The sequence below is a fragment of the Agrobacterium sp. ICMP 6402 genome, assembly GCF_009498615.1.
Lineage (GTDB): Bacteria > Pseudomonadota > Alphaproteobacteria > Rhizobiales > Rhizobiaceae > Agrobacterium > Agrobacterium burrii.
On sequence record NZ_QSNV01000001.1, the window covers coordinates 1,152,002 to 1,171,406 of the forward strand.

Sequence of the window (19,405 nt, forward strand, 5' to 3'; positions counted from 1 at the left end):
TGGAAGCCTCAACGGCTCAAAATCCAGTTCAAAACCGCCCGCCAGTCGGTCATGCGCACCGGCGTCCCGTGGCTGCCGGTCTCGAACCGCGTAAACCGCGCCGGCTCCCCAGCCTTCAGCAATGCACGAAAGATCGTCGCCTGCTGATCCGCCGAATAGACCTTGTCGGCGCTGCCATGGGTGAACCAGACCGGTTTTTTCGCCCTGGCAAAGGCGCTTTTCGGAAAATCGGGATCGACCGCACCACCCAGAATCGCCATACCCATAAGATTGGCGACAGCCACCTTGTCGCGGCTAATGCCATAACAGATGAAACTGCCCATCGAGGCACAGGCCAGCACCACGGGCTTTCCACCCGATTTCTGAGCCGCATCGGCAATCAGCGCGGCGACATCGGCAACGCCGTTTTCATCGAAGGAGCGCACGCTCGGCACATAATAGGTGCCGCCATTGGCGACAGCGAGATTTTTCAGCCGGTTGAAATTGCCGCCGAACGTATAGTCGTTCATGCCCAGCCGCCGGTCGCCGCCGCGACCATGAATGAAGATCACCGTGAAGGCCTGCCCGCTTGCCGGTCCGACGCGACCAACCTCAAGCGCCCTGCCCTCCACGGACATGGTTTCCAGCGCCTGCGCCTTCTTCGGCGTCATATCGACATATTGTCGCTTCACCCGGCGCTCCGGCACCTCGTCGCGGCCGTTAATGTCGCGCATTTCCTGATAATCGATCACCTCGGATGCACCACCATCCCCGGTGGAAAGCACCGTCTGGCTGGAAAACAGCTCGTCCTTGAAGGGCCGCAGCGGCCCATCGGCAGCGGAAGCAGCGCCCGGCATCACCGCAACAGTCAGGCAGAAAAGAGTACAAAACGTGAAATGAGCTGTGGACATGACTTGGCTAACCGTTCATTCGTGGCTGCGAGACTTGCCATCACAAGGGCGGCGGCGCAATCCTCCTGTTGCGAAACCCTGACATGGTCTCGGCAAGTGGCACGCCGCATTCGGCCACATGCCTTACATCTTTGGCGTTATAATCGCCCCCATATACAAAATGATTCGCCTGGCGAAATTCTGACGACACTATTTTTGAACCTTGGACATGATGGACGACAGCAACGATCTCTTCTCCGGTCTTCCGGCGGCACAAAACAGCGAAACGGAAACGAACGAGGACGCGGGCAAACCCGCGAAGGCCCCGGCGACCGCCGCTGCGAATGTGAATGTGCAGCCGAAACCCGCAGCCGTTGCGGCCGCCAACCCGCCTGCTCCTCCCGCGCCCGTGTCTCCTTCCGGTGACGACTATGGTGCATCGTCGATCCGCGTGCTCGAAGGGCTGGAGCCGGTGCGCATGCGGCCCGGCATGTATATTGGCGGCACCGACGAAAAGGCGCTGCACCATCTCTTTGCCGAAGTCATCGACAACTCCATGGACGAGGCCGTCGCCGGCCACGCCAATTTCATCGAGGTTCATCTCGATACCGAAGGTTTTCTGACGGTCACCGATAACGGCCGTGGCATCCCTGTCGAAAACCACCCGCAGGTTCCCGGTAAATCGACGCTAGAAGTCATCATGACCAAGCTGCATGCCGGCGGCAAGTTCGACGGCAAGGCCTATGAGACGTCAGGCGGCCTGCACGGCGTCGGCGTGTCCGTGGTCAATGCGCTGTCCGATCTCTTGGAAGTGGAAGTCGCCCGTAACCGCAAGCTCTACCGCCAGCGCTTTTCGCGCGGCGCGCCGATCGGCGGGCTTGAGGAACTGGGCGATGTGCACAACCGCCGCGGCACCCGCGTGCGTTTCCATCCCGATCCGCAGATTTTCGGCGATCACGCCAAATTCGAACCGGCCCGCATCTTCCGCATGGCCCGCTCCAAGGCCTATCTGTTCGGCGGCGTTGAAATCCGCTGGAGCTGCGACCCCGGCATGGTGCCGGCCGATGGCGAAATCCCCGAAAAGGCAGTGTTCCATTTTCCGGGCGGCCTGAAGGATTATCTGGCCGCCACGCTCGGCAAGGAATTCACCGTTACCCGTGAGATTTTCTCAGGGCGAACGGAAAAGACCGGCGGCCACGGCGCGCTGGAATGGGCGGTCACCTGGTATGGCGGCGATACGCAGATCCATTCCTATTGCAACACCATCCCCACGCCCGAAGGCGGCACGCATGAGGCGGGTTTCCGCATCGCGCTGACCAAGGGTCTGAAAAACTATGCCGAGCTGACCCAGAACAAGCGCGCCAAGGAAATCACCACCGACGACGTGATGATTTCGGCAGCCGGCATGCTCTCGGTCTTCATTCGCGAGCCGGAATTCGTCGGCCAGACCAAGGACAAGCTCGCCACCGTCGAGGCCCAGCGCATCGTTGAAAATGCGCTGCGCGATCCCTTCGACCATTATCTTGCCGGCAATCCGGGCGAAGCGGACAAGCTGCTCGACTGGGTGATCGAGCGCGCCGAGGATCGTCTTCGCCGCCGCAAGGAAAAGGAAGTCAACCGCAAGACGGCGGTGCGCAAGCTGCGCCTGCCCGGCAAGCTGGCGGACTGCTCCCAGAACACGGCCGAAAATGCCGAACTCTTCATCGTCGAGGGTGATTCGGCTGGCGGCTCTGCCAAACAGGCGCGCAACCGCGCCAATCAGGCCATCCTGCCGCTGCGCGGTAAAATCCTCAACGTCGGCAGTGCCAGCCGCGAAAAACTCTCCGCCAACCAGCAGATCGCCGATCTCATTCAGGCGCTCGGTTGCGGCACACGCACCAAATACCGCGAAGAGGATTTGCGCTACGAGCGCATCATCATCATGACCGATGCCGATGTCGATGGCGCGCATATCGCCTCGCTGCTCATCACCTTCTTCTATCAGGAAATGCCGGAACTCATTCGCGGCAATCACCTCTATCTGGCCGTGCCGCCGCTTTACGTCATCCGTCAGGGTGCAAAGAGCGCCTATGCCCGCGACGACGCCCACCGCGCCGAGCTGATGGAGACCATGTTCAAGGGCAAGAAAGTCGAAATCGGCCGCTTCAAAGGCCTCGGCGAAATGATGGCCGCGCAGCTGAAGGAAACCACCATGGATCCCGGCAAGCGCACCCTGCTGCGCGTCGAGATCGATGACGTGGATTTTGAAGGCACCCGCGAGGCTGTCGACAATCTGATGGGCACGAAAGCGGACGCCCGCTTCAGGTTTATTCAGGAACGCGCGGCATTTGCGGATAATCTGGATATCTGATGAGAAACCTAAGCTGGTCCTGGCCAAATACCGCTGAAACTGACCATTCTTAAAGCCAAAACTGGCCAAATGCATAAAACACAATCCCAAGCACTTTCGAGTGCCTGGGATTTATTGAAAGACGAACGGACATCGTCACCCCCAAACACCACCGCCTGACTCGGCCGCGTCGCTCGCCACGAGCGGACGTTGCGCGTTATCTGTCGCTCTGATCGGTCAAAAAAAGCGCCGCCGAGTACCTGACGAAGAAGCTCTATCAACTGCACAAGCAATCGCGTTTCCGAAACCCAAAGCTGTAAGATTCGAGATCTTTAAAGCCGGACGGAGCGATCTATAAGCGTCCGACCTCGATGGCGCCAAATGTTACCTGTTAGCACTGACAGTCGGCCGCTTGTCCCCGCTTGCATGAGATGCTCTAACAACACCCATGATTGCTATCGAGAATCCCATCCTCAACCGTCCGTTCTCCAAGCCCGATCGGCATTGGGCACTCTCCGACGACGGGATGCCTACAGGCGAGAAGAATGAAGGCCGACGTCGGTCCGAATACATCGTTGCCGTCGCCACTTCGAAACGTGCCAAGGGCGGCCAGCAGGAGCTGATCCTCGATGAGCGTGCGTCCGAGCGACGGGCAAATGACCGAGTTAACGCCATACGGGCTGAAGTTGACCAATGGCGCAACTCTCCCGAGGCAAGCTGGGGGGTCACGTATGAAACCGCACGCTTGCTGAAGCATTGGCGGACGACCGACCGAGAGCGACCGCTGTTTTTCTGCCAGGTAGAGGCAGCCGAGACGCTAATTTGGTTGACCGAGGTCGCGCCGAAGAACCCCGTCCATGCCAGGCATTTGGAGTATTTCCGGCAACAAAGCGAGGGTTCGAATCCGGGCTTGTTTCGCCTTGCCCTGAAGCTCGCCACGGGTGCAGGCAAGACGACGGTCATGGCCATGTTGATCGCATGGCAGGCGATCAACAAAGCGCGTCGGCCACAATCGAAGATGTTCACTGACGCCTTCTTGCTGGTGGCTCCGGGTATCACAATCAAGGACCGATTGCGCGTTTTGCAGCCAGAGTCAGGCAATTCGATCTACGAGAAGCTGTCGATTGTTCCGCGCGACATGGTGGACGAACTGCGCAAGGCGCGCATCGTGGTCACCAACTATCACTCATTCCAGCTAAGGACAAAGGGCGACATCAAGCCGGGCACCCTCGAGGCGCTCCGCGGGCGAGAGGACCCCGAGACGTTCGACGCCCGGTTTCGAGAAACTGAAGCCGAAATGGTTCAGCGGGTTATGAAGCCGCTGATGGGGCGGCGCGGGATCATCGTCATCAACGATGAGGCCCATCACTGCTACGAAGCGCCGCCGCCGACGGAGATCGAGCCCGTCGTGCGTTCGGAGGAAGAGACTGCTGCCGAAGCCAATGCCGAGGCAGAAGCCAGCCGCAAAGAAGCTCGTGTCTGGATCAACGGCATTCGAGCCGTGGACCGGGTGCTTGGGGTCAAGACCGTCTACGATCTCTCGGCAACGCCCTTCTTCCTCCGTGGTTCAGGCCAGGAGGAAGGGAAGCTCTTTCCATGGGTCGTGTCCGATTTCTCACTGATGGATGCGATCGAATGCGGGATCGTGAAGGTGCCACGCGTTCCGACCCATGACGACGTGGTCAAGCGCGAAGAGCCCATCTTCCGTCACGTTTACAAGCACGTCCGTGACAAGCTTCCCCGGAAGGGGCAGCGCAAAGCCGGAAAGGTTTATTCTGCGGAAGAACTACCCGCGCAGCTTGAGGCGGCATTGCGTGCACTCTATCGCGATTATGAAGCCAAGTTCTCAGAGTGGGCCGCGAAGAATGCCGAAACGCCACCCGTGTTCATCGTCGTTGCCAACAATACGTCGACCTCGAAGCTGATACACGACTGGATCGCGGGCTATTGCGAGAACCCGGATGAAAAGGATCCGACGAAGCACAAGTGGCGTGCCGGCAACCTGCCGCTGTTCAACAATGTCGAAAGTGGAAAGCCTATTGAGCGGCCTCGTACGATCCTCATCGATTCCGCACAGCTTGAAAGCGGCGACGCAATTTCGGATGATTTCAAGAAGATTGCCGGAGAAGAAATCGAGGCATTTCGACGCGAGCTTCGCCGGACACCCGGCCGGGATCCGGACGCCATCACCGATGCCGACCTGTTGCGCGAGGTCATGAACACCGTCGGACAGAAGGGTCGGATGGGCGGAACGGTGCGTTGCGTCGTGTCGGTATCCATGCTGACCGAGGGCTGGGACGCCAACACCGTCACACACATTCTCGGCTGCCGCGCCTTCGGCACGCGACTGCTGTGCGAGCAGGTCGTGGGTCGCGCGCTACGCCGCGTATCCTATGAACCCGATGACGAGGGCTTCTTCCGGGCGGAATACGCCGATGTGCTCGGCGTGCCGTTCGACTTCATGCCGGCGAACTCCAGCAAGGATTTTTCGCCGCCGAAACCTCGTACGCGAATCTTTGCCGACGGGACGCGTCTCGCGCCAGAGATACGCTTCCCCCGCGTACTGGGTTATCGCGTCGTCTTCCCACAGGGCCGGCTGAGCGCAACGTTCGTTGGTGACAGCCACATGCGGCTGGGCGCTGACACGCCCATTCCCAAAGAAACCGAGGTCGATCCGCTGGTCGGCCAGTCGAACGTCATCGGCATGGGTGATCTCGACGCAGTCCGCAGCCAGACGGTGGCCTACATGCTCGCCAAGCGCGCGCTGGAACGGTGGGCACGAATGACTGAAAACGTGGATACTGAGCCGACATTCTTGTTCCCGCAGTTCCTCGGCATTGCCAAACGCTGGCTGGCGGAATGCCTGCACCTGCATGATGGCCGCTCAGTCGGTTGGCTCAGCCTTGCCAGCTACCGCGACGAAGCGGTTGAAAGGATCGTCCGGGCCTGCGCGAAGACGCTGTCGCAGGCGGGGAGCGAGGAAATCCTCCCGGTGCTGGCACCCTTCGAACCGGAAGGATCGAGCACGCACGTCGATTTCTTCACGACCAAGACAACGCTTCTGACCACGGATCCGGCAAAGTGCCAAGTCAACTACGTCGTCTATGACAGCGATTGGGAAGCTGCTTTCGCTGAGCGTCTCGAGCGCATCCCGCAGGTGCGGGGATACGTCAAGAACCATGCGCTGGGCTTCGAAGTCCCTTACGTCTTCATGGGGCAGGAGCGAGCGTACCGCCCGGACTTCATCGTGTATTGGGATGATGGTCACGATGATCCGCTGCAGCTCGTGGTCGAGATCAAGGGCCGACGAACCGAAGAAGACCAGGTCAAGGCCGACACGCTAGCTAGCCTGTGGTTACCGGCGGTACGCAACGACGGGCGATTCGGGCGCTGGGGACCTCCGGTGGAAATCGTGCAGCCCTATGACATGTCGAAGGCGTTCGAGACGATCGTGAAGGCATTCGAAGTCGCGGCCGGCACTTTAGAGAAGGTTTCCTGACATGGCCAAGGCACCCCGGAAACCCATTGATGTGGCAACCCTACAGCACAAGGGCGCGCGGCGACCGAACAATCCGACGATGGAGTTGCAGAGCTTCCTCGTGGATGACGAGGCGACGCCGACCCAAGTGGTATTTCAGCGCCGCTACAGCCCGGCAACACACCCGGAATTGTATGAACGGAACAAGGCGCTCGACCCGCAACTGGTCTGGGCGGACAGCGAGAATGGCGAAGGGGCAGTGCAATTGACCTGGCGTGGCAAAGATGAGCAGGATGAAGAGGCGCTGCGCGTGGACGCCGTGCCGATTTATACGACCGAGAAGATCCATCCTAAGGCGATCATCGACGACATACGGCGGCGCGCGGGCAGTGCAGCGTCAACATCACTGGATGATCAGCCCGACCTCTTCGCGGACTTCAACGGCATCGACGAAGAAGACCGTCTCGATTTCTACCAGCACACAATGAAATGGACCAACCGCATGATCCTGGGCGACAGCCTTCAGGTCATGGCCAGCCTCGCCGAAAAGGAAGACCTGCGCGGCAAGGTCCAATGCATCTATTTCGACCCGCCGTATGGCATTAAGTTCGGTTCGAATTGGCAGGTTTCGACGACCAACGCCAAAGTCGAAGACGGACAGATGGGGAGCGCGAAGAAGGAGAGCCAGCTTTCACGTGAGCCCGAGCAAGTCCGTGCCTTCCGGGATACTTGGGCCGACGGGATACACAGCTATCTGAGCTACATGCGAGATCGCCTTGAGGCGATGCGCGAATTGCTTACGGATTCAGGATCTATTTTTGTCCAGATCAGCGATGAAAACGTACACCGTATTCGCGCTTTGATGGATGAGGTGTTCGGGTCATCAAATGCAATTGTTATGATTGCGTTCCGAAAGACAACTACGCAGAGTGGTGATTTTGTAGCAGAAACAAACGACTACATACTCTGGTATGCGAAATCGAAAGAAAACGCGAAGTTTCGTCAAGTTCTTACGAAAAGAGACGGCTTTGATTGGGTCAATTATGACTTCGTGATCTCAGATGACCTTTGGATGAGGAAGATTGCCGCGGAGGAAAAATCCGGTGACGTCAGAATCGGCCAAAATGAAAAGGTTTATCGTAGAAGCCCGCTTACATCGAGTTCGGCTTCGGAAACAACACTCGTACCGTTTGAGTATGAGGGAGAAGTCTATCGCCCCGGCAAAGGCGGGTGGAAAACCGGCGCCCAAGGGCTCAGACGACTGGCGCAATCGAATCGTATTGAAACTTACGGTACAACTGCTTCATTCAGGCGATATACCGACGATTTTCCATTCTTTCCTCAAGGCAACGTTTGGACAGATACCGCATCTGGTGGCTATGGAGCTGAGAAAATCTATGTCGTCCAAACGAATACTAAGGTCATAGAGCGCTGCATGTTGATGGCTACTGATCCTGGTGATCTTGTACTCGATCCCACCTGCGGGTCTGGTACAACCGCCTATGTTGCCGAGCAATGGGGTCGACGTTGGATAACGGTGGACACGAGCCGCGTAGCGCTGACGCTCGCCAGAACAAGACTGATGAGTGCTCGCTACCCATATTATGCCTTGCGCGACAGCGAGGCCGGCGCAGTGGAAGAGCTCGCCTTGCAGCTTGGCCGGCGGCTAACTGAGGTCGAGGCGGCAGAAGCGACCGCGAAAGGCCCCTTCACCAACGACATTGCACACGGTCTGGTGCTAAACCGAGCACCGCACATCACTCTGAAGTCGATTGCCAACAATACAGAGATCGACGTGCTGTACGAGCAGCACGAGGCCGCGCTGGAGCACCTCCGCGAGCAGTTGAACGCCGCGGCGAAGACCGAATGGCGCGAATGGGAAGTTCCACGCGCGCCGATCTATCCGTGGGACGTCAAGCCGACAAAGCTCCATGCCAAAGTTCGCGCCCTGCTGGACGAGAGGGCCAAGCTTCGCAGCAACTGGGAACGCGGTGAAGACGGTCTCGATGAAACCGACATGGCCAAGCTCGACAAGAAAATCGGCAAGGCCATTGGTGACCTGAACAAGGAACTGGGTCGCCGCTTCACCATCGACGATCTACCCAAACATCCTGGCGACCCGCTGCCGATAGAGGCGCTCGGACCCCACGCTGCTTGGTGGGAAGCACGCATAGCCCGGCAGAAGGCGATTGACACCTCCATCGAAACCAATGCCGAGAACGAATATCTGGTCGACAAGCCAGTGGAACTGAAGGGCCTCGTCCGCGTCGCAGGCCCGTTCACGGTAGACAGTCTATCGCCACACCGCGTCTTGCCGGCGGACGAAGATGATCCGCTATTGCTTGCCGCGCTTGCCGATGGCGCGGACGCTCCGCATCGCTTGGCAAGCAGACCCGATGCCGGCAGCACAAGTGACGATTTCGTGCGCGTCGTGCTCGATAACCTCAAAGTGGCCGGCGTCGGTAACACCAAGAAGGGTGAGCGACTTCGTTTCACGACCATCCGGCCGTTTGCCGGGCGCTACGTCAATGCCGAGGCACGTTATGTCGAGGGCGATACGGAAGGGGCGCCGGAGCGACGTGCGGCGATCTTCATCGGGCCTGAGTACGATACCGTAACTCGGTCGATGATTGTGGCCGCAGCCCGGGAAGCGGCGGACCTGTTTGACGTGCTGGTCGTCTGCGGCTTCGCCTTCGAGGCCCATGCGTCTGCCGAAACCATGTCGCTGGGCCGTCTGACCGTACTTAAGGTCAATATGAACCAGGACCTGCGCATGGGCGACCGCCTCAAGACTGCGGACCAAGGCAACCTATTCGTCGTGTTCGGTGAACCCGACGTAAAACTTCGCAAACGCAAGGATGGCCAGTTGGAGGTGGAAATCCTTGGCCTCGATATCTTCAATCCCAATACTGGTGAGCTGAAGCCATCCGGCAAGGTGGACGACGACGTGGCCTGCTGGTTCATCGACGACGACTACGACCAGACGAGCTTCTTTGTGCGCCAAGCCTACTTCCTGGGCGGCAAGGATCCTTATGAGAAGCTGAAGACGGCGCTCAAGGCGGATCTGGATGAAGACGCCTGGAGTGTCCTCAACAGCACGGTTTCTCAGCCATTCGAAGCGCCCCCGGGCGGTAAGATAGCGGTCAAGGTTATTAATCACTACGGCGACGAAGTCATGAAGGTTTACCACGTGGCGGAGGCAGAGGAGTCCAGATGAGTGGCGGTTTCTACGATCGGCTAAAAGCTTCGCGTGCGGCTTCAGGCTCTCCGGAAGGACCGGAACTTGAAGATTGCGTGCGGCGCACGGTGACGGCTCTGCAGTCGTCGCACACCGACGGCAACAAGCCCGGCATGCTGTTGGGCAAGATCCAGTCTGGCAAGACTCGCGCCTTCCTTGGCGTGATCGCCGCCGGCTTCGATGAAGGATTCGATGTCGCCGTCGTCCTGACCAAGGGCACGAAGACGTTGGCGCAGCAGACCGTGAACCGCATCGCCAATGAGTACCGCGAATTCCGCGATGCCGAGGAACTTGCAGTTTACGATATTATGACAGTGCCAAATCTGACGGCATGGGAAATCGACAGCCACAAGCTGATCTTCGTGGCCAAGAAGGAGTCCAATAACATGCGGCGGCTGGTGAAGCTGTTCGCGGAAACCCATCCCCGACTGGCGGGGAAACGTGTCCTGATCGTGGATGACGAAGCCGATTTCGCGTCGATCCGTTTCACCAAGAAAAAGGGTTCGGACGAAATCGAACAGGGTCGCATCGCCGACCGCATTGACGAGCTTCGCCGCGAGCTGACAAACCCTGCCGTGCTGCAGGTAACTGCCACTCCCTATTCGCTCTACCTTCAGCCGGAGGAGTACGAGGCGACACCGGGCCAGAATTTCACCTTTGAGCCCAAGCGGCCGGCCTTCACTCAACTCGTGCCGATCCACGGTGGATATGTCGGCGGCGACCAATATTTCGGTGAGCACGACGAGAGCAACCCCGAATTCTACCTCTGGCATCCTGTAACCGACGATGAACTTACGGCACTTAAGAAGGAAGATCGACGTCGGGTCCGCACCGATGAAGCACTGACGTCGAAGCGAACCGAGTCCCTGCGGCATGCGCTGGTGACGTTCGTGACTGCAGCCTCGATACGCCGACTCCAGCAGAAGCAGGCGAGCATACCTCAGCGACGCTATTCGATGATTGTCCATGTCGAGACGGCCAGAGCGTCGCACACGTGGCAGCACACGGTCGCACAGGAGATCATTGCCGGCATGTCGCAGGCTGCGACAGCGGGCGAACCGATCTTTGGCGAATTGGTGAAACGATCGATCGATGACCTGGAACGGTCAGTAACGGCCGGCGGCTATGCGTTGCCCGATAATGACTCAATCGTCGCTCTGGTTCGGGAGGCTTTCATCAAGGGCGGCGTCGTAACGGAAAGGGTCAATTCGGACAACGATGTTCAGGCCCTGCTCGACGAGAACGCCGAACTACGGCTGCGCACCCCCTTCAATGTATTCATCGGCGGGCAGATTCTTGACCGGGGTATAACCGTGCCTAACCTGCTCGGGTTCTTCTATGGCCGCTCGCCCAAGAAAATGCAGCAGGACACAGTGCTTCAACATGCGCGCATGTATGGCAACCGCCCCAAGGAAGATCTGGCCGTCAGCCGGTTCTACACCACGGCGGGAAATTATAATGCCTTGAAGTCGGTTCATGAATTCGATTCCGCCTTGCGTCATGCGTTTGAGACCGGGGCGCACGATCGTGGTGTGGCCTTCGTTATGCGCGACGTAACCAATCGGGTCATTCCTTGCGCGCCGAGCAAAATCCTTGTGTCGGACATCGTCTCGCTGCGTCCGAATGGTGCGCTGTTGCCTATTGGGTTCCAGACCAAGGCGAAGACCGACCTGTCCAAAATTATGGCGAAGGTCGATGCGTTGGTGCCGCCGGACGCTGTCGAATCGAAGCAGCCGGTGAGGTTCAAATGCGAAACGGCGGTGCAGATCCTTGATTTACTCGAAGAGGCATTTCGGTTCGAGGATGGCTATTCGTTCGACTGGGAAGCGTGCCGCGCTGCCGTCGAGTATTTTTCGAAGGTCGCGTCCCCAGCCCAGGAGCGTGGGGAGTGCTGGATCTTTGCGCCGAAGGGCAGGACGATTGCCCGGCGCCGTGCGGGCGGTCGCTATTCTGACGCCCCGTTGTCATATCAGGAACGAACCGCGTTCCGTTCACTGGGCGGAGGGCTGCCGATTCTGGCGCTGCTTGGCCAGGAAGGACGGGAAGAAGACGGATGGCGTGATTGCCCTTTCTGGTGGCCAGTGCTCGTCGCTCCAGCTCAGGCGGCGCCGAGCATATTTGCGTCCAGCGTGCGGGGCAATGGCGACGATGCTGACGACTGACGGCTACCATTCGGCTGTCAGCGACGGGTTCTGCTCATTGACGATTCTCGTGGAGAGAAGGATTGCAGCGGTCGATTTCGTTGTCTCGTAGTAGGCGAAGAATTCAATAATCTGTGGACGAATGAGGGGCTTGGCAGCCCCTTCCCGCCGTTAAAGAGCCTGTTGAAATCATTGAAGAGGTGCGCGCACTGTCTCTCCGAGCTTGGGAAATCCTTGATAACTATCTTTCTTAGCCATCGAGCAAATCCCCGGTTCCATCATCATCCGGTTCGACTACTGCAATATCTTTGGGATTTTGGAGCATCAAGAGTCGCCCGTGTCGCTGCAGATCGCCTGTAACCGTGATCCAGCGTTTATGCTGAGCGGCTTCATATATCAGGGTCCGATCTGCCGGGCCGAACTTCATGCGGACTTTCCGCACGGAGCCAGCCAGGACAGTTTCCACGACCGCATCACCATCAAAGCGTTGGCTTGGTTCTGTTATCCCCGTCACAAGCCCTTCAATTCGAAAGCCCGGTTCCGCTTCCTGACTTGCCAGCGCTTTTGACGCCTTATCAAGAACAGCAGCATCCTCACGTCTAAGCGATAGCTTAACAACTTTACTGTCAGGCTTAGACGGACTCCAGCCAAGCGTTATATCGATCCCGTCTCCAACAATTGCCAACCGCGCAAGAGCCGAGCAGAGGTTGGAGGTCACGCCTGATTGATATGATTCGACAAGCGGCTGCTCTCCTGCCACTACCGACTGACGGAGCGCTCGCTCCGTAGCGCTCAATGCGGATGCAAGAGCCCGTGTAACCCTTCTTCCGAAAGTCAAATCACTTAAATCAAGAGACCTTTGCGTCCCCGGCACAAAATCCCATGGGCTTAAAACCGTTAGGATAAAGCTTCCTCGCTGGGTCTGACCGAGCCTCACACTATCAATATAATCAGCCGCTTCATCGAAATGTCTGCCGCGCCAACTCCGCCTTGGAACGGGTGACGCGGCCGAGTTTGCAGACGACAACATGATATTACGGGATTCATCGTGTAAAGCCACGCCAGCAGAAAACCTGATCGAGCCAAACTCGTCAGCGTCGGGCGACCGCACTTTTACAACGTCGAAAGGCGCAAGACCAAGGTCGGTCAGCACTTCGCTCGGCTCCCGTTTTTCGAAGATCGACAAATCGTCCACCAGTTCCGACATTCTTCGCACGAAATCCCGAGCATCCACAGCAGTTGGAAGAATTAGCTCCTGCTCTCGGTCTTCATGAAGACGTTGAAAAATGGCACCATACTCTCCATACTCACCAGCATGAGCGAACCCTCGCATTCGTAGCCAACTGGCAACGTCTCGTGGCGATAAGTTTTGGAGCGTCGTTTCCGTGATCTTGTTTCTATTCATGTGGACGCGTTCCTAACAACTCATATGCCGCCCGCATCATCCGCTGAATAGCCGCAACATCAAAGAGTTGGTTTCGTGGAATCGCTATATTGATCTTGGTCTCGTTCGACGTCGGGGGATAGCCCCTAAGATCAATCCAATATGCACATCGTTTAATCAGGAGCGCAGCCTCATCCGCGACCAACCAATCGAGCTCCGAAGATTCCAGGATCAAGACAACAAGAAAATGTAGCGCCGTCGAGCGTGTATCCCGGAGGTCATTGTAGTTTTTGACCGGAAGCGAGAAGGTGACTTTCTCATCGTCAACGCAGTCTTGCGACGTCGATTTAAGTTGCAAGTCCACCGAGACCTTCTTACCCCGGATAGGACGAACTGTGACGTCAATGCTCTGCTTGTCTATATCCAACTTGGATAGCTGGCAGCCAGCACGCCCGGCTACCGCCGTCACATACGCAATCGATAGCCGCTCCTTGATGTCGTTTGTATCGGTTTCGATTTCCATCGTTTCTTCGTTCGTTGACACAAAGCCATCAAATACATTGCATACATTAAAATTCGGTGCGGTATCGCACGTGTCCAGCGTCCGGATGAATTCTTAGACTATTGCAGCGCTCCATTTACCCAAGCCGCTCCAGAATATCCACCACTTCGCGTCCCGAGACTACACTGCGGTTTGCCGCGGCCTGTGCAACCCTTTCAACAACTGACCTGTGCGCTTCGATGATCGTCGTCGCTCTCAACAGTTCCGCCTCCAGTAACCGTTCGACCCGCCTCCGTAGAACAGGATCATCACGCCGCAATTCATCCAGATCCCTGGAACTCGAGACGTCGCAGTATTGGAGTGATTCAAGCCCCAGACTTGCAAGCATGATCGTTGCGATATCCGAAGCTCGCTGAAGATCGGATCCCGCGACGCCACCGGAGCCATCGAAAACATCGCCGAGGATGACCTCTTCGGCCGCCATTCCGCCCAGCAGCATCGCAATCTCGTCCAGATAGGACTGGCGGCTTCGATTTGGTGTGTAACGCCGCCGCCATTGCACGTGCCCGATACTCGCGTCTCGGTGGCTGGCCTCCCTTGCCACGACAATCATCTCGATCTCGGCCACAGACAGAATGGCGCCGACGATCGCGTGTCCGGCTTCATGTACAGATGCTGACCAAAGCTCGTCGTCGCCAACCGGGGCAATTGCTGGCACGACTGCAAGCACATCCGACATTCGGACTTCCCTACCCTGGCGACGCGCCAGGCGACGAGCATCCTTCGCGACCTGCGCGATATCTGCCCCGGAATACCCACTTGTTGCCAGAGCAGCTTTGGTGAGGTCCTCCGGAGCGCTGGCGGTGCCCAGATGCATCGCAAGCATCTGCTCGCGAGCCGCTTGATCGGGCAGCTCGATCGCGATGTGGCGGTCGAGGCGGCCAGGTCGACGCAATGCCGGATCGATATTGTTCGGGAAATTCGATGCAGCAATGACGATCACGCCTTCCCTGGCTGTGGAGCCATCAAGCAGTTCCAGTAAGGCGTTCACCACCTGAAGGCTGTAACTTGCATTCTCTCCTCTGAATGTCCGCCTGTCGCCGATACTGTCGAGCTCATCAATGAGTAGCACCGACGGAGCTGCGGCGGCTGCCTCACGAAAACTCTTCCGCATTGCGCCCAGCATGTCACCGAGATGTCCCTTGGACTGCCATTGCGCGCTCGATGTGTCGATAAATGTCGCCCCGCACGAACGCGCGAGCGCCGACGCAAATAGCGTCTTGCCTGTGCCGGGAGGGCCGCTGAGAAGAAGGCCTGCATCAACATCGCGCCATGCGATCTTGCCAGCCTTCCAGTCAGCGAGATCCGTGACCAGGTTCACAGCCCAATCCCGCGCCTCCCCATACCCTTCCAGGTCCTCCGCCAAGGGTTCCCAGGCAGTGGTCGCAGGAGCCTTCGATGCATCCGCAAGCTTTTCCAAGACGATTTCGATCGGACGTCCTTTTCGCAACGCGCGGAACAACAGGCTCGAAGTATGTTGGCAGAGACGGCTGGCCGCCTCGCTCGCGATATCGATCTGCCATACATTTTTCGCAGCAGTAATCAGGTGGTTCGGCTTGATGAGTCCGACGTCAACGATGCGGTCCAAGGTGATTGCGATCTCAGGCACAAGCTTGGCTCCTTTCTCGATCAGGACGACGACGGCCGATTTTTGCGCCAGGACTTTCCCAGCGTCTTCGCAATATGTTTCCCCCCGCCTGCCCAACTCAATTGTTGTAACTGCGTAGCGGCTCAAAACGCTGGTCTCTCGCAGGACCAGTTTAACCGCCTCCCGATAGCCTTCCATGTTGGCCTCGGGTGGCAGTACGAGACCGACTGCATGATCGATCTGTCCTTCGCTCAGATAGACACCACACAACCTCAAAGCATTTTTGAGCGCGACGGCATAGGTGGCCGCTTCGAGCGAGGATTCTCGCTCGGCAGATCTGTTTGACATCTTCGGCCCCCTACTTCGCCACGCGCCTGACGACCGTTTCCGGTCCCAGCAGAGCTTCGTCGAGGTCGACTTCAAGGATGTTCCTGAGGATCATCGTTGCGATTGTTGGCATGGGCTTGCTTTCGCGGACGACAGAGAGGCATTCCGCAAGCGTTAACGTCCCCATTTCTTCCAGCACCGCGAGAATTCGGATACGGTCGCCCAGCGGTGCATCATATCCCGCGTAGCGAATGAGATCTTTGGCATTCTGAATCCGGGGTGTGTCGATGATTTCTGAGAAGGACACTGCCAGATAACGGTAGCCCTGTTTTTCGGCTAATCTGGCAATCCAGCCGACGGTGCCGGCATCTCGAGGCCGGATATCCACGAGCAAGGCTTCGTTTTCCGTCTCGACCGAGAAATCAACATAATGGTGTCGGGGCTTCCGGGCGCCGGAGTCATTGATGATCGGCTGCGGCATGCAGCGCCAGACGGACACCTTGGGATCCAGGTCCAGTAAGCAGGCGTAATCACGCGCCTCCCGCGAACGATAGAGCGGGCGACCGACGCACTTGAGCGTAGCAGACGGAAAGAACGGACGGTATTTCGCAAAAACACAGGCTTCGTCACCCGCGACATGAGTGGACTCGGTCTTCATGACCTCACCTCCGACGAATAGCAATCTGGGCGGCACCGGGAACGGTCCCGGGCTCCGTCAGCGTATTCGGAAGGTGTGCGTAAACGTCTTGCTCATGCAAGAACATTTAGTGAACACGATTCTCGACGTCAACTAGAATTCGGCTCCAAGGTGAGAGCGAGTTTTACAAGCCAGGAACCACCAAGGCCCTTATGCCGTGAGAAACAAAGACTTTCGTGGATTTCGGGCCTGATGGCCTCGATGATTAAGCTATATCAATCAGTGCAGTAGTCGGAAGTAACCGAAATTCGACACGTCATATCTTGTTGGTTTTGTCATCGCCGGTTACGGTTTCTCACCGTAGCTGCAGAAATCTCGATCAGGGATTGGGATCGTCATCGTCGGGGATAGGACCAGGGCGGGAGAACAACTCCTCCAGTGTCTTCTTTCCGGGTACGAACGTCACGTCAAATCTGCCGTCGGTGTCGATCAGTCTCTGAGTGCCGCGCGCTTTAGCTGCGTCCAGAACTTCCTGGATGCGGGCCTCGGCCTCGTGTCTCTGCCAATCGGAATCACGCATCATCTGGGCCTCTCTCGGACGACATCATACTAGCCTGCGCAGTATAGCGATACGAATTGGATCGCACCTCGAATTTTTCAAGAAGAAAGTTTCTGACCACAGAAAGATGTGAAAGTGCGGACAGACCCTATTCTTTTACTGGATACGGACATCGTCAGCCTTATGGGCCGCGTGAAGCCTCCTCCCGGGCTGCGTCCATGGCTCCTGCGTGTCGGCATACATCGTCTCGCACTCTGCTACCCGGTCATAGCAGAACTGCTGCGTGGAGCCCATCTCCGGGTGAAGGATGATCCACAGCGAGCACTTCTTATCGCCAACTGGGTCGATGAGCTCATCTCTATGGCCTTTCCGTTTCCAGAAATGACGACTGCGGTGGCGACCGTCTACGCCGAGATGACATCTGTCCCCGCCTTGCGGCACATGTGGACCGTTCAGCGCGGACAAAAAAGCAACAGGCTCGGACACGATTTGATGATATCTGCCGTCGCCATCGTCCATCGGACGCCGATACTTACGGCGAACGTCGATGATTTTGTTGAGATCAACGAGCATTTCCCGCTGCCCGGCTTATACCATCCGATGGAGGCGGAATGGTATGTTGAGCCCGGTTTCGAGGTGCCGCTTCCCTATTTCGATCCAAGCGAGCTCGACCCGCACGAAAAAGCCCTACCCAAGCTTCACCGGCCGAGCCCCCACACTTCATTCGAACCCGGAAACGATTCGCAATAGCGCCCCAAGGCGCTACTTGTCCGAGTACTTGGCATTCCATCTATTCAGATTTCTTTGCGTTTCCCTTACGACACCGTCTTCCGACCGACCTTGGCTCGAATCCAACCTTTGACGGCACATCTCCAAGCGTTCGTTATCGTCCGCCATCTCATCGATCGGGCCAACGTAGCCGACTTGCCCCCAATCGCTCTTTACGCAATATGGCTACCAATCTCCGTTTCCGACAGTCCGCCATCGCGGAGACGTTACCAGCTTTTGAAGCGAGCAACACCTTGGCCCCATTTGCAGCTTACCTGAAGGACATCCCGTGAAACCCACCAGCGGCTTTCCGGAATTCCGCAAGTGCCATCGATGATCGCTTTCGGCTGCGAGTAGAAGTCGTTGTCCCGGCATCAAGGAACGACCGATTTGGGTTGGAGAGTAAACGTCTGCTGTAGAGCAAATTGATCGGATAGCCGCCATTCGGCACCGGCCATACCGACCATTCGTAACTAAGCGCGATCTCCCCAGAAGCTGCCGTTCTAAAATTTCATCCACCGCGGTTAGCATTCAACGCGGCCGAGAAACACGCTAATCGCGCGGCGGCGACACCACCACGTCAACCCGCGCCAGCCCCTGTCTTGAGCCGGAGAGGTCGCGTTGGACCGCGACGGGTTTTTCGAGAGCATGCGTCGGGTCATAGACGAGGCAGATCAGGTGATCCACATCCGGGTTATTCCCGTAGTCAACGAAGTCTTCCGCCAACTGTGTCTTCACCTTCTTCACGTCACCAGCCTTGCGCACGTATTTGAGTTCCACCATCGCTCGGAGCGACGGAATGTGAAATTCGCACCGTGCCGAGATCGACGCCACTGATGGGTTCCACTCCTCATCATTGAAGTGCACGAAATAGGCGGCCAGGATCGATTTGAACAGGTACTGGCAGTCCCATTCGTCCTTGATTTCGATCACGCTTCCGTTGTGTGGATGCTTCCTCAGCGCCAGCACCGACTCGTGGAAACGCCGCGCCAGCCGCATCAGCAGATCCAGATCCGCGGTCACCGGATTAGTCATCGCCGGATCGATCTTCTTCGAGATCACGTAGTCCACCGCCGCAAGCGTCTTCTCCACCTGCTCTACGGTCAGCGCAACGAGGTATGGCGGCCCTGCTTCGTCGTCGAAGGCAGCGCCCGCAGCTTCGAGTTGGGTCTTCATATCGACCAGCAGCGCGCGGTAGGCGGAAAGTTGGCCTTCGAAGTCCGATGGAGAGGAATAGAGTGCTCCGGGAATATTGGTGTCCGCTACGAAGTCCGATGAGTAGTGATAAAAGTGAGGAATGACGTTCTTGCACGTCGCGTACCAAGATGAGGCTCGTTGCGGAGCACGGTCGCGAAGCTCGTTCATGGTATCATTCAGGTCGGAATGTATGGCGGTCCGCAATTGCCAGAGGTATCGCAATGCCCATCTTGCCCAATCCATACCGTCCATACTGTTTCCTCGGCTGTTGAATGTATCTGGAGTGCGGCTTTCGGGCAAAACCGCCGAAAAGCTGCTCATTGCGAAT

The 19,405-nt window shown here is 57.6% G+C and carries 12 protein-coding genes; 5 read left to right on the forward strand and 7 right to left on the reverse strand.

All coding sequences use genetic code 11. From position 1 onward, the window contains the following. Nucleotides 1-8: 8 nt before the first annotated feature. The gene (locus tag DXT96_RS05750; RefSeq protein WP_153513787.1) at nt 9-890 is read right to left on the reverse strand and encodes an alpha/beta fold hydrolase; all 882 of its coding nucleotides are present in this window, start codon (nt 888-890) and stop codon (nt 9-11) included. A 208-nt stretch (nt 891-1,098) separates the two neighbouring features. On the opposite strand from DXT96_RS05750, the gene parE reads away from it, so the two are divergent. The 4 genes from parE to DXT96_RS05770 all read left to right on the forward strand — a co-directional run bounded on the left by parE (nt 1,099) and on the right by DXT96_RS05770 (nt 12,076). After that, nucleotides 1,099-3,219: a DNA topoisomerase IV subunit B gene (gene parE, locus DXT96_RS05755; RefSeq protein WP_153513788.1), complete on the forward strand. Its 2,121-nt coding sequence runs from the start codon at nt 1,099-1,101 to the stop codon at nt 3,217-3,219. 427 nt (nt 3,220-3,646) lie between these two features. After that, nucleotides 3,647-6,697 carry a BPTD_3080 family restriction endonuclease gene (locus DXT96_RS05760; RefSeq protein ID WP_153513789.1) on the forward strand — a complete coding sequence of 1,017 codons (3,051 nt, stop codon included), beginning with the start codon at nt 3,647-3,649 and terminating at the stop codon, nt 6,695-6,697. 1 nt (nt 6,698) lies between these two features. Continuing rightward, nucleotides 6,699-9,893, forward strand: coding sequence for a site-specific DNA-methyltransferase (locus DXT96_RS05765; protein WP_153513790.1), 3,195 nt, complete (start codon nt 6,699-6,701; stop codon nt 9,891-9,893). Further along, nucleotides 9,890-12,076: a Z1 domain-containing protein gene (locus DXT96_RS05770; protein WP_153513791.1), complete on the forward strand. Its 2,187-nt coding sequence runs from the start codon at nt 9,890-9,892 to the stop codon at nt 12,074-12,076. Before DXT96_RS05765 ends, DXT96_RS05770 begins: the two co-directional genes overlap by 4 nt. Nucleotides 12,077-12,305: 229 nt before the next feature. On the opposite strand, the gene DXT96_RS05775 is transcribed toward DXT96_RS05770, so the two are convergent. The 5 genes from DXT96_RS05775 to DXT96_RS05795 form a co-directional block, all read right to left on the reverse strand. Beyond that, complete coding sequence (locus DXT96_RS05775; RefSeq protein WP_153513792.1) at nt 12,306-13,460, reverse strand: hypothetical protein; 1,155 nt, start codon at nt 13,458-13,460, stop codon at nt 12,306-12,308. Continuing rightward, nucleotides 13,453-13,962: a DUF4365 domain-containing protein gene (locus DXT96_RS05780; RefSeq protein ID WP_153513793.1), complete on the reverse strand. Its 510-nt coding sequence runs from the start codon at nt 13,960-13,962 to the stop codon at nt 13,453-13,455. Before DXT96_RS05780 ends, DXT96_RS05775 begins: the two co-directional genes overlap by 8 nt. A gap of 115 nt (nt 13,963-14,077) precedes the next feature. Beyond that, entirely contained in the window at nt 14,078-15,937 is a 1,860-nt protein-coding gene (locus DXT96_RS05785) for an AAA family ATPase (RefSeq protein WP_153513794.1), read from the reverse strand. A 10-nt stretch (nt 15,938-15,947) separates the two neighbouring features. Then, nucleotides 15,948-16,574 carry a hypothetical protein gene (locus tag DXT96_RS05790; protein WP_153513795.1) on the reverse strand — a complete coding sequence of 209 codons (627 nt, stop codon included), beginning with the start codon at nt 16,572-16,574 and terminating at the stop codon, nt 15,948-15,950. A gap of 358 nt (nt 16,575-16,932) precedes the next feature. Continuing rightward, a complete protein-coding gene (locus DXT96_RS05795; RefSeq protein WP_153513796.1) occupies nt 16,933-17,136 on the reverse strand; it encodes a hypothetical protein in 204 nt (67 codons plus the stop codon). 111 nt (nt 17,137-17,247) lie between these two features. Here DXT96_RS05795 and DXT96_RS05800 point away from each other — a divergent pair, with 111 nt between their 5' ends. After that, on the forward strand, nt 17,248-17,862 hold the full coding sequence (locus DXT96_RS05800; protein ID WP_371418793.1) for a type II toxin-antitoxin system VapC family toxin: 615 nt from the start codon (nt 17,248-17,250) through the stop codon (nt 17,860-17,862). 570 nt (nt 17,863-18,432) lie between these two features. Here DXT96_RS05800 and DXT96_RS05805 read toward each other — a convergent pair. Further along, complete coding sequence (locus tag DXT96_RS05805; protein ID WP_153513797.1) at nt 18,433-19,398, reverse strand: hypothetical protein; 966 nt, start codon at nt 19,396-19,398, stop codon at nt 18,433-18,435. Between the last annotated feature and the right edge of the window lie 7 nt (nt 19,399-19,405).

Excerpts from the sequence above, each read along its gene's own strand:
- DXT96_RS05780 (WP_153513793.1), bottom strand. The coding sequence starts at position 13,962 with ATGGAAATCGAAACCGATACAAACGACATCAAGGAGCGGCTATCGATT.
- DXT96_RS05805 (WP_153513797.1), bottom strand. The coding sequence starts at position 19,398 with ATGAGCAGCTTTTCGGCGGTTTTGCCCGAAAGCCGCACTCCAGATACA.
- DXT96_RS05760 (WP_153513789.1), top strand. The coding sequence starts at position 3,647 with ATGATTGCTATCGAGAATCCCATCCTCAACCGTCCGTTCTCCAAGCCC.
- parE (WP_153513788.1), top strand. The coding sequence starts at position 1,099 with ATGATGGACGACAGCAACGATCTCTTCTCCGGTCTTCCGGCGGCACAA.
- DXT96_RS05775 (WP_153513792.1), bottom strand. The coding sequence starts at position 13,460 with ATGAATAGAAACAAGATCACGGAAACGACGCTCCAAAACTTATCGCCA.
- DXT96_RS05785 (WP_153513794.1), bottom strand. The coding sequence starts at position 15,937 with ATGTCAAACAGATCTGCCGAGCGAGAATCCTCGCTCGAAGCGGCCACC.
- DXT96_RS05750 (WP_153513787.1), bottom strand. The coding sequence starts at position 890 with ATGTCCACAGCTCATTTCACGTTTTGTACTCTTTTCTGCCTGACTGTT.
- DXT96_RS05795 (WP_153513796.1), bottom strand. The coding sequence starts at position 17,136 with ATGATGCGTGATTCCGATTGGCAGAGACACGAGGCCGAGGCCCGCATC.
- DXT96_RS05770 (WP_153513791.1), top strand. The coding sequence starts at position 9,890 with ATGAGTGGCGGTTTCTACGATCGGCTAAAAGCTTCGCGTGCGGCTTCA.
- DXT96_RS05765 (WP_153513790.1), top strand. The coding sequence starts at position 6,699 with ATGGCCAAGGCACCCCGGAAACCCATTGATGTGGCAACCCTACAGCAC.
- DXT96_RS05790 (WP_153513795.1), bottom strand. The coding sequence starts at position 16,574 with ATGAAGACCGAGTCCACTCATGTCGCGGGTGACGAAGCCTGTGTTTTT.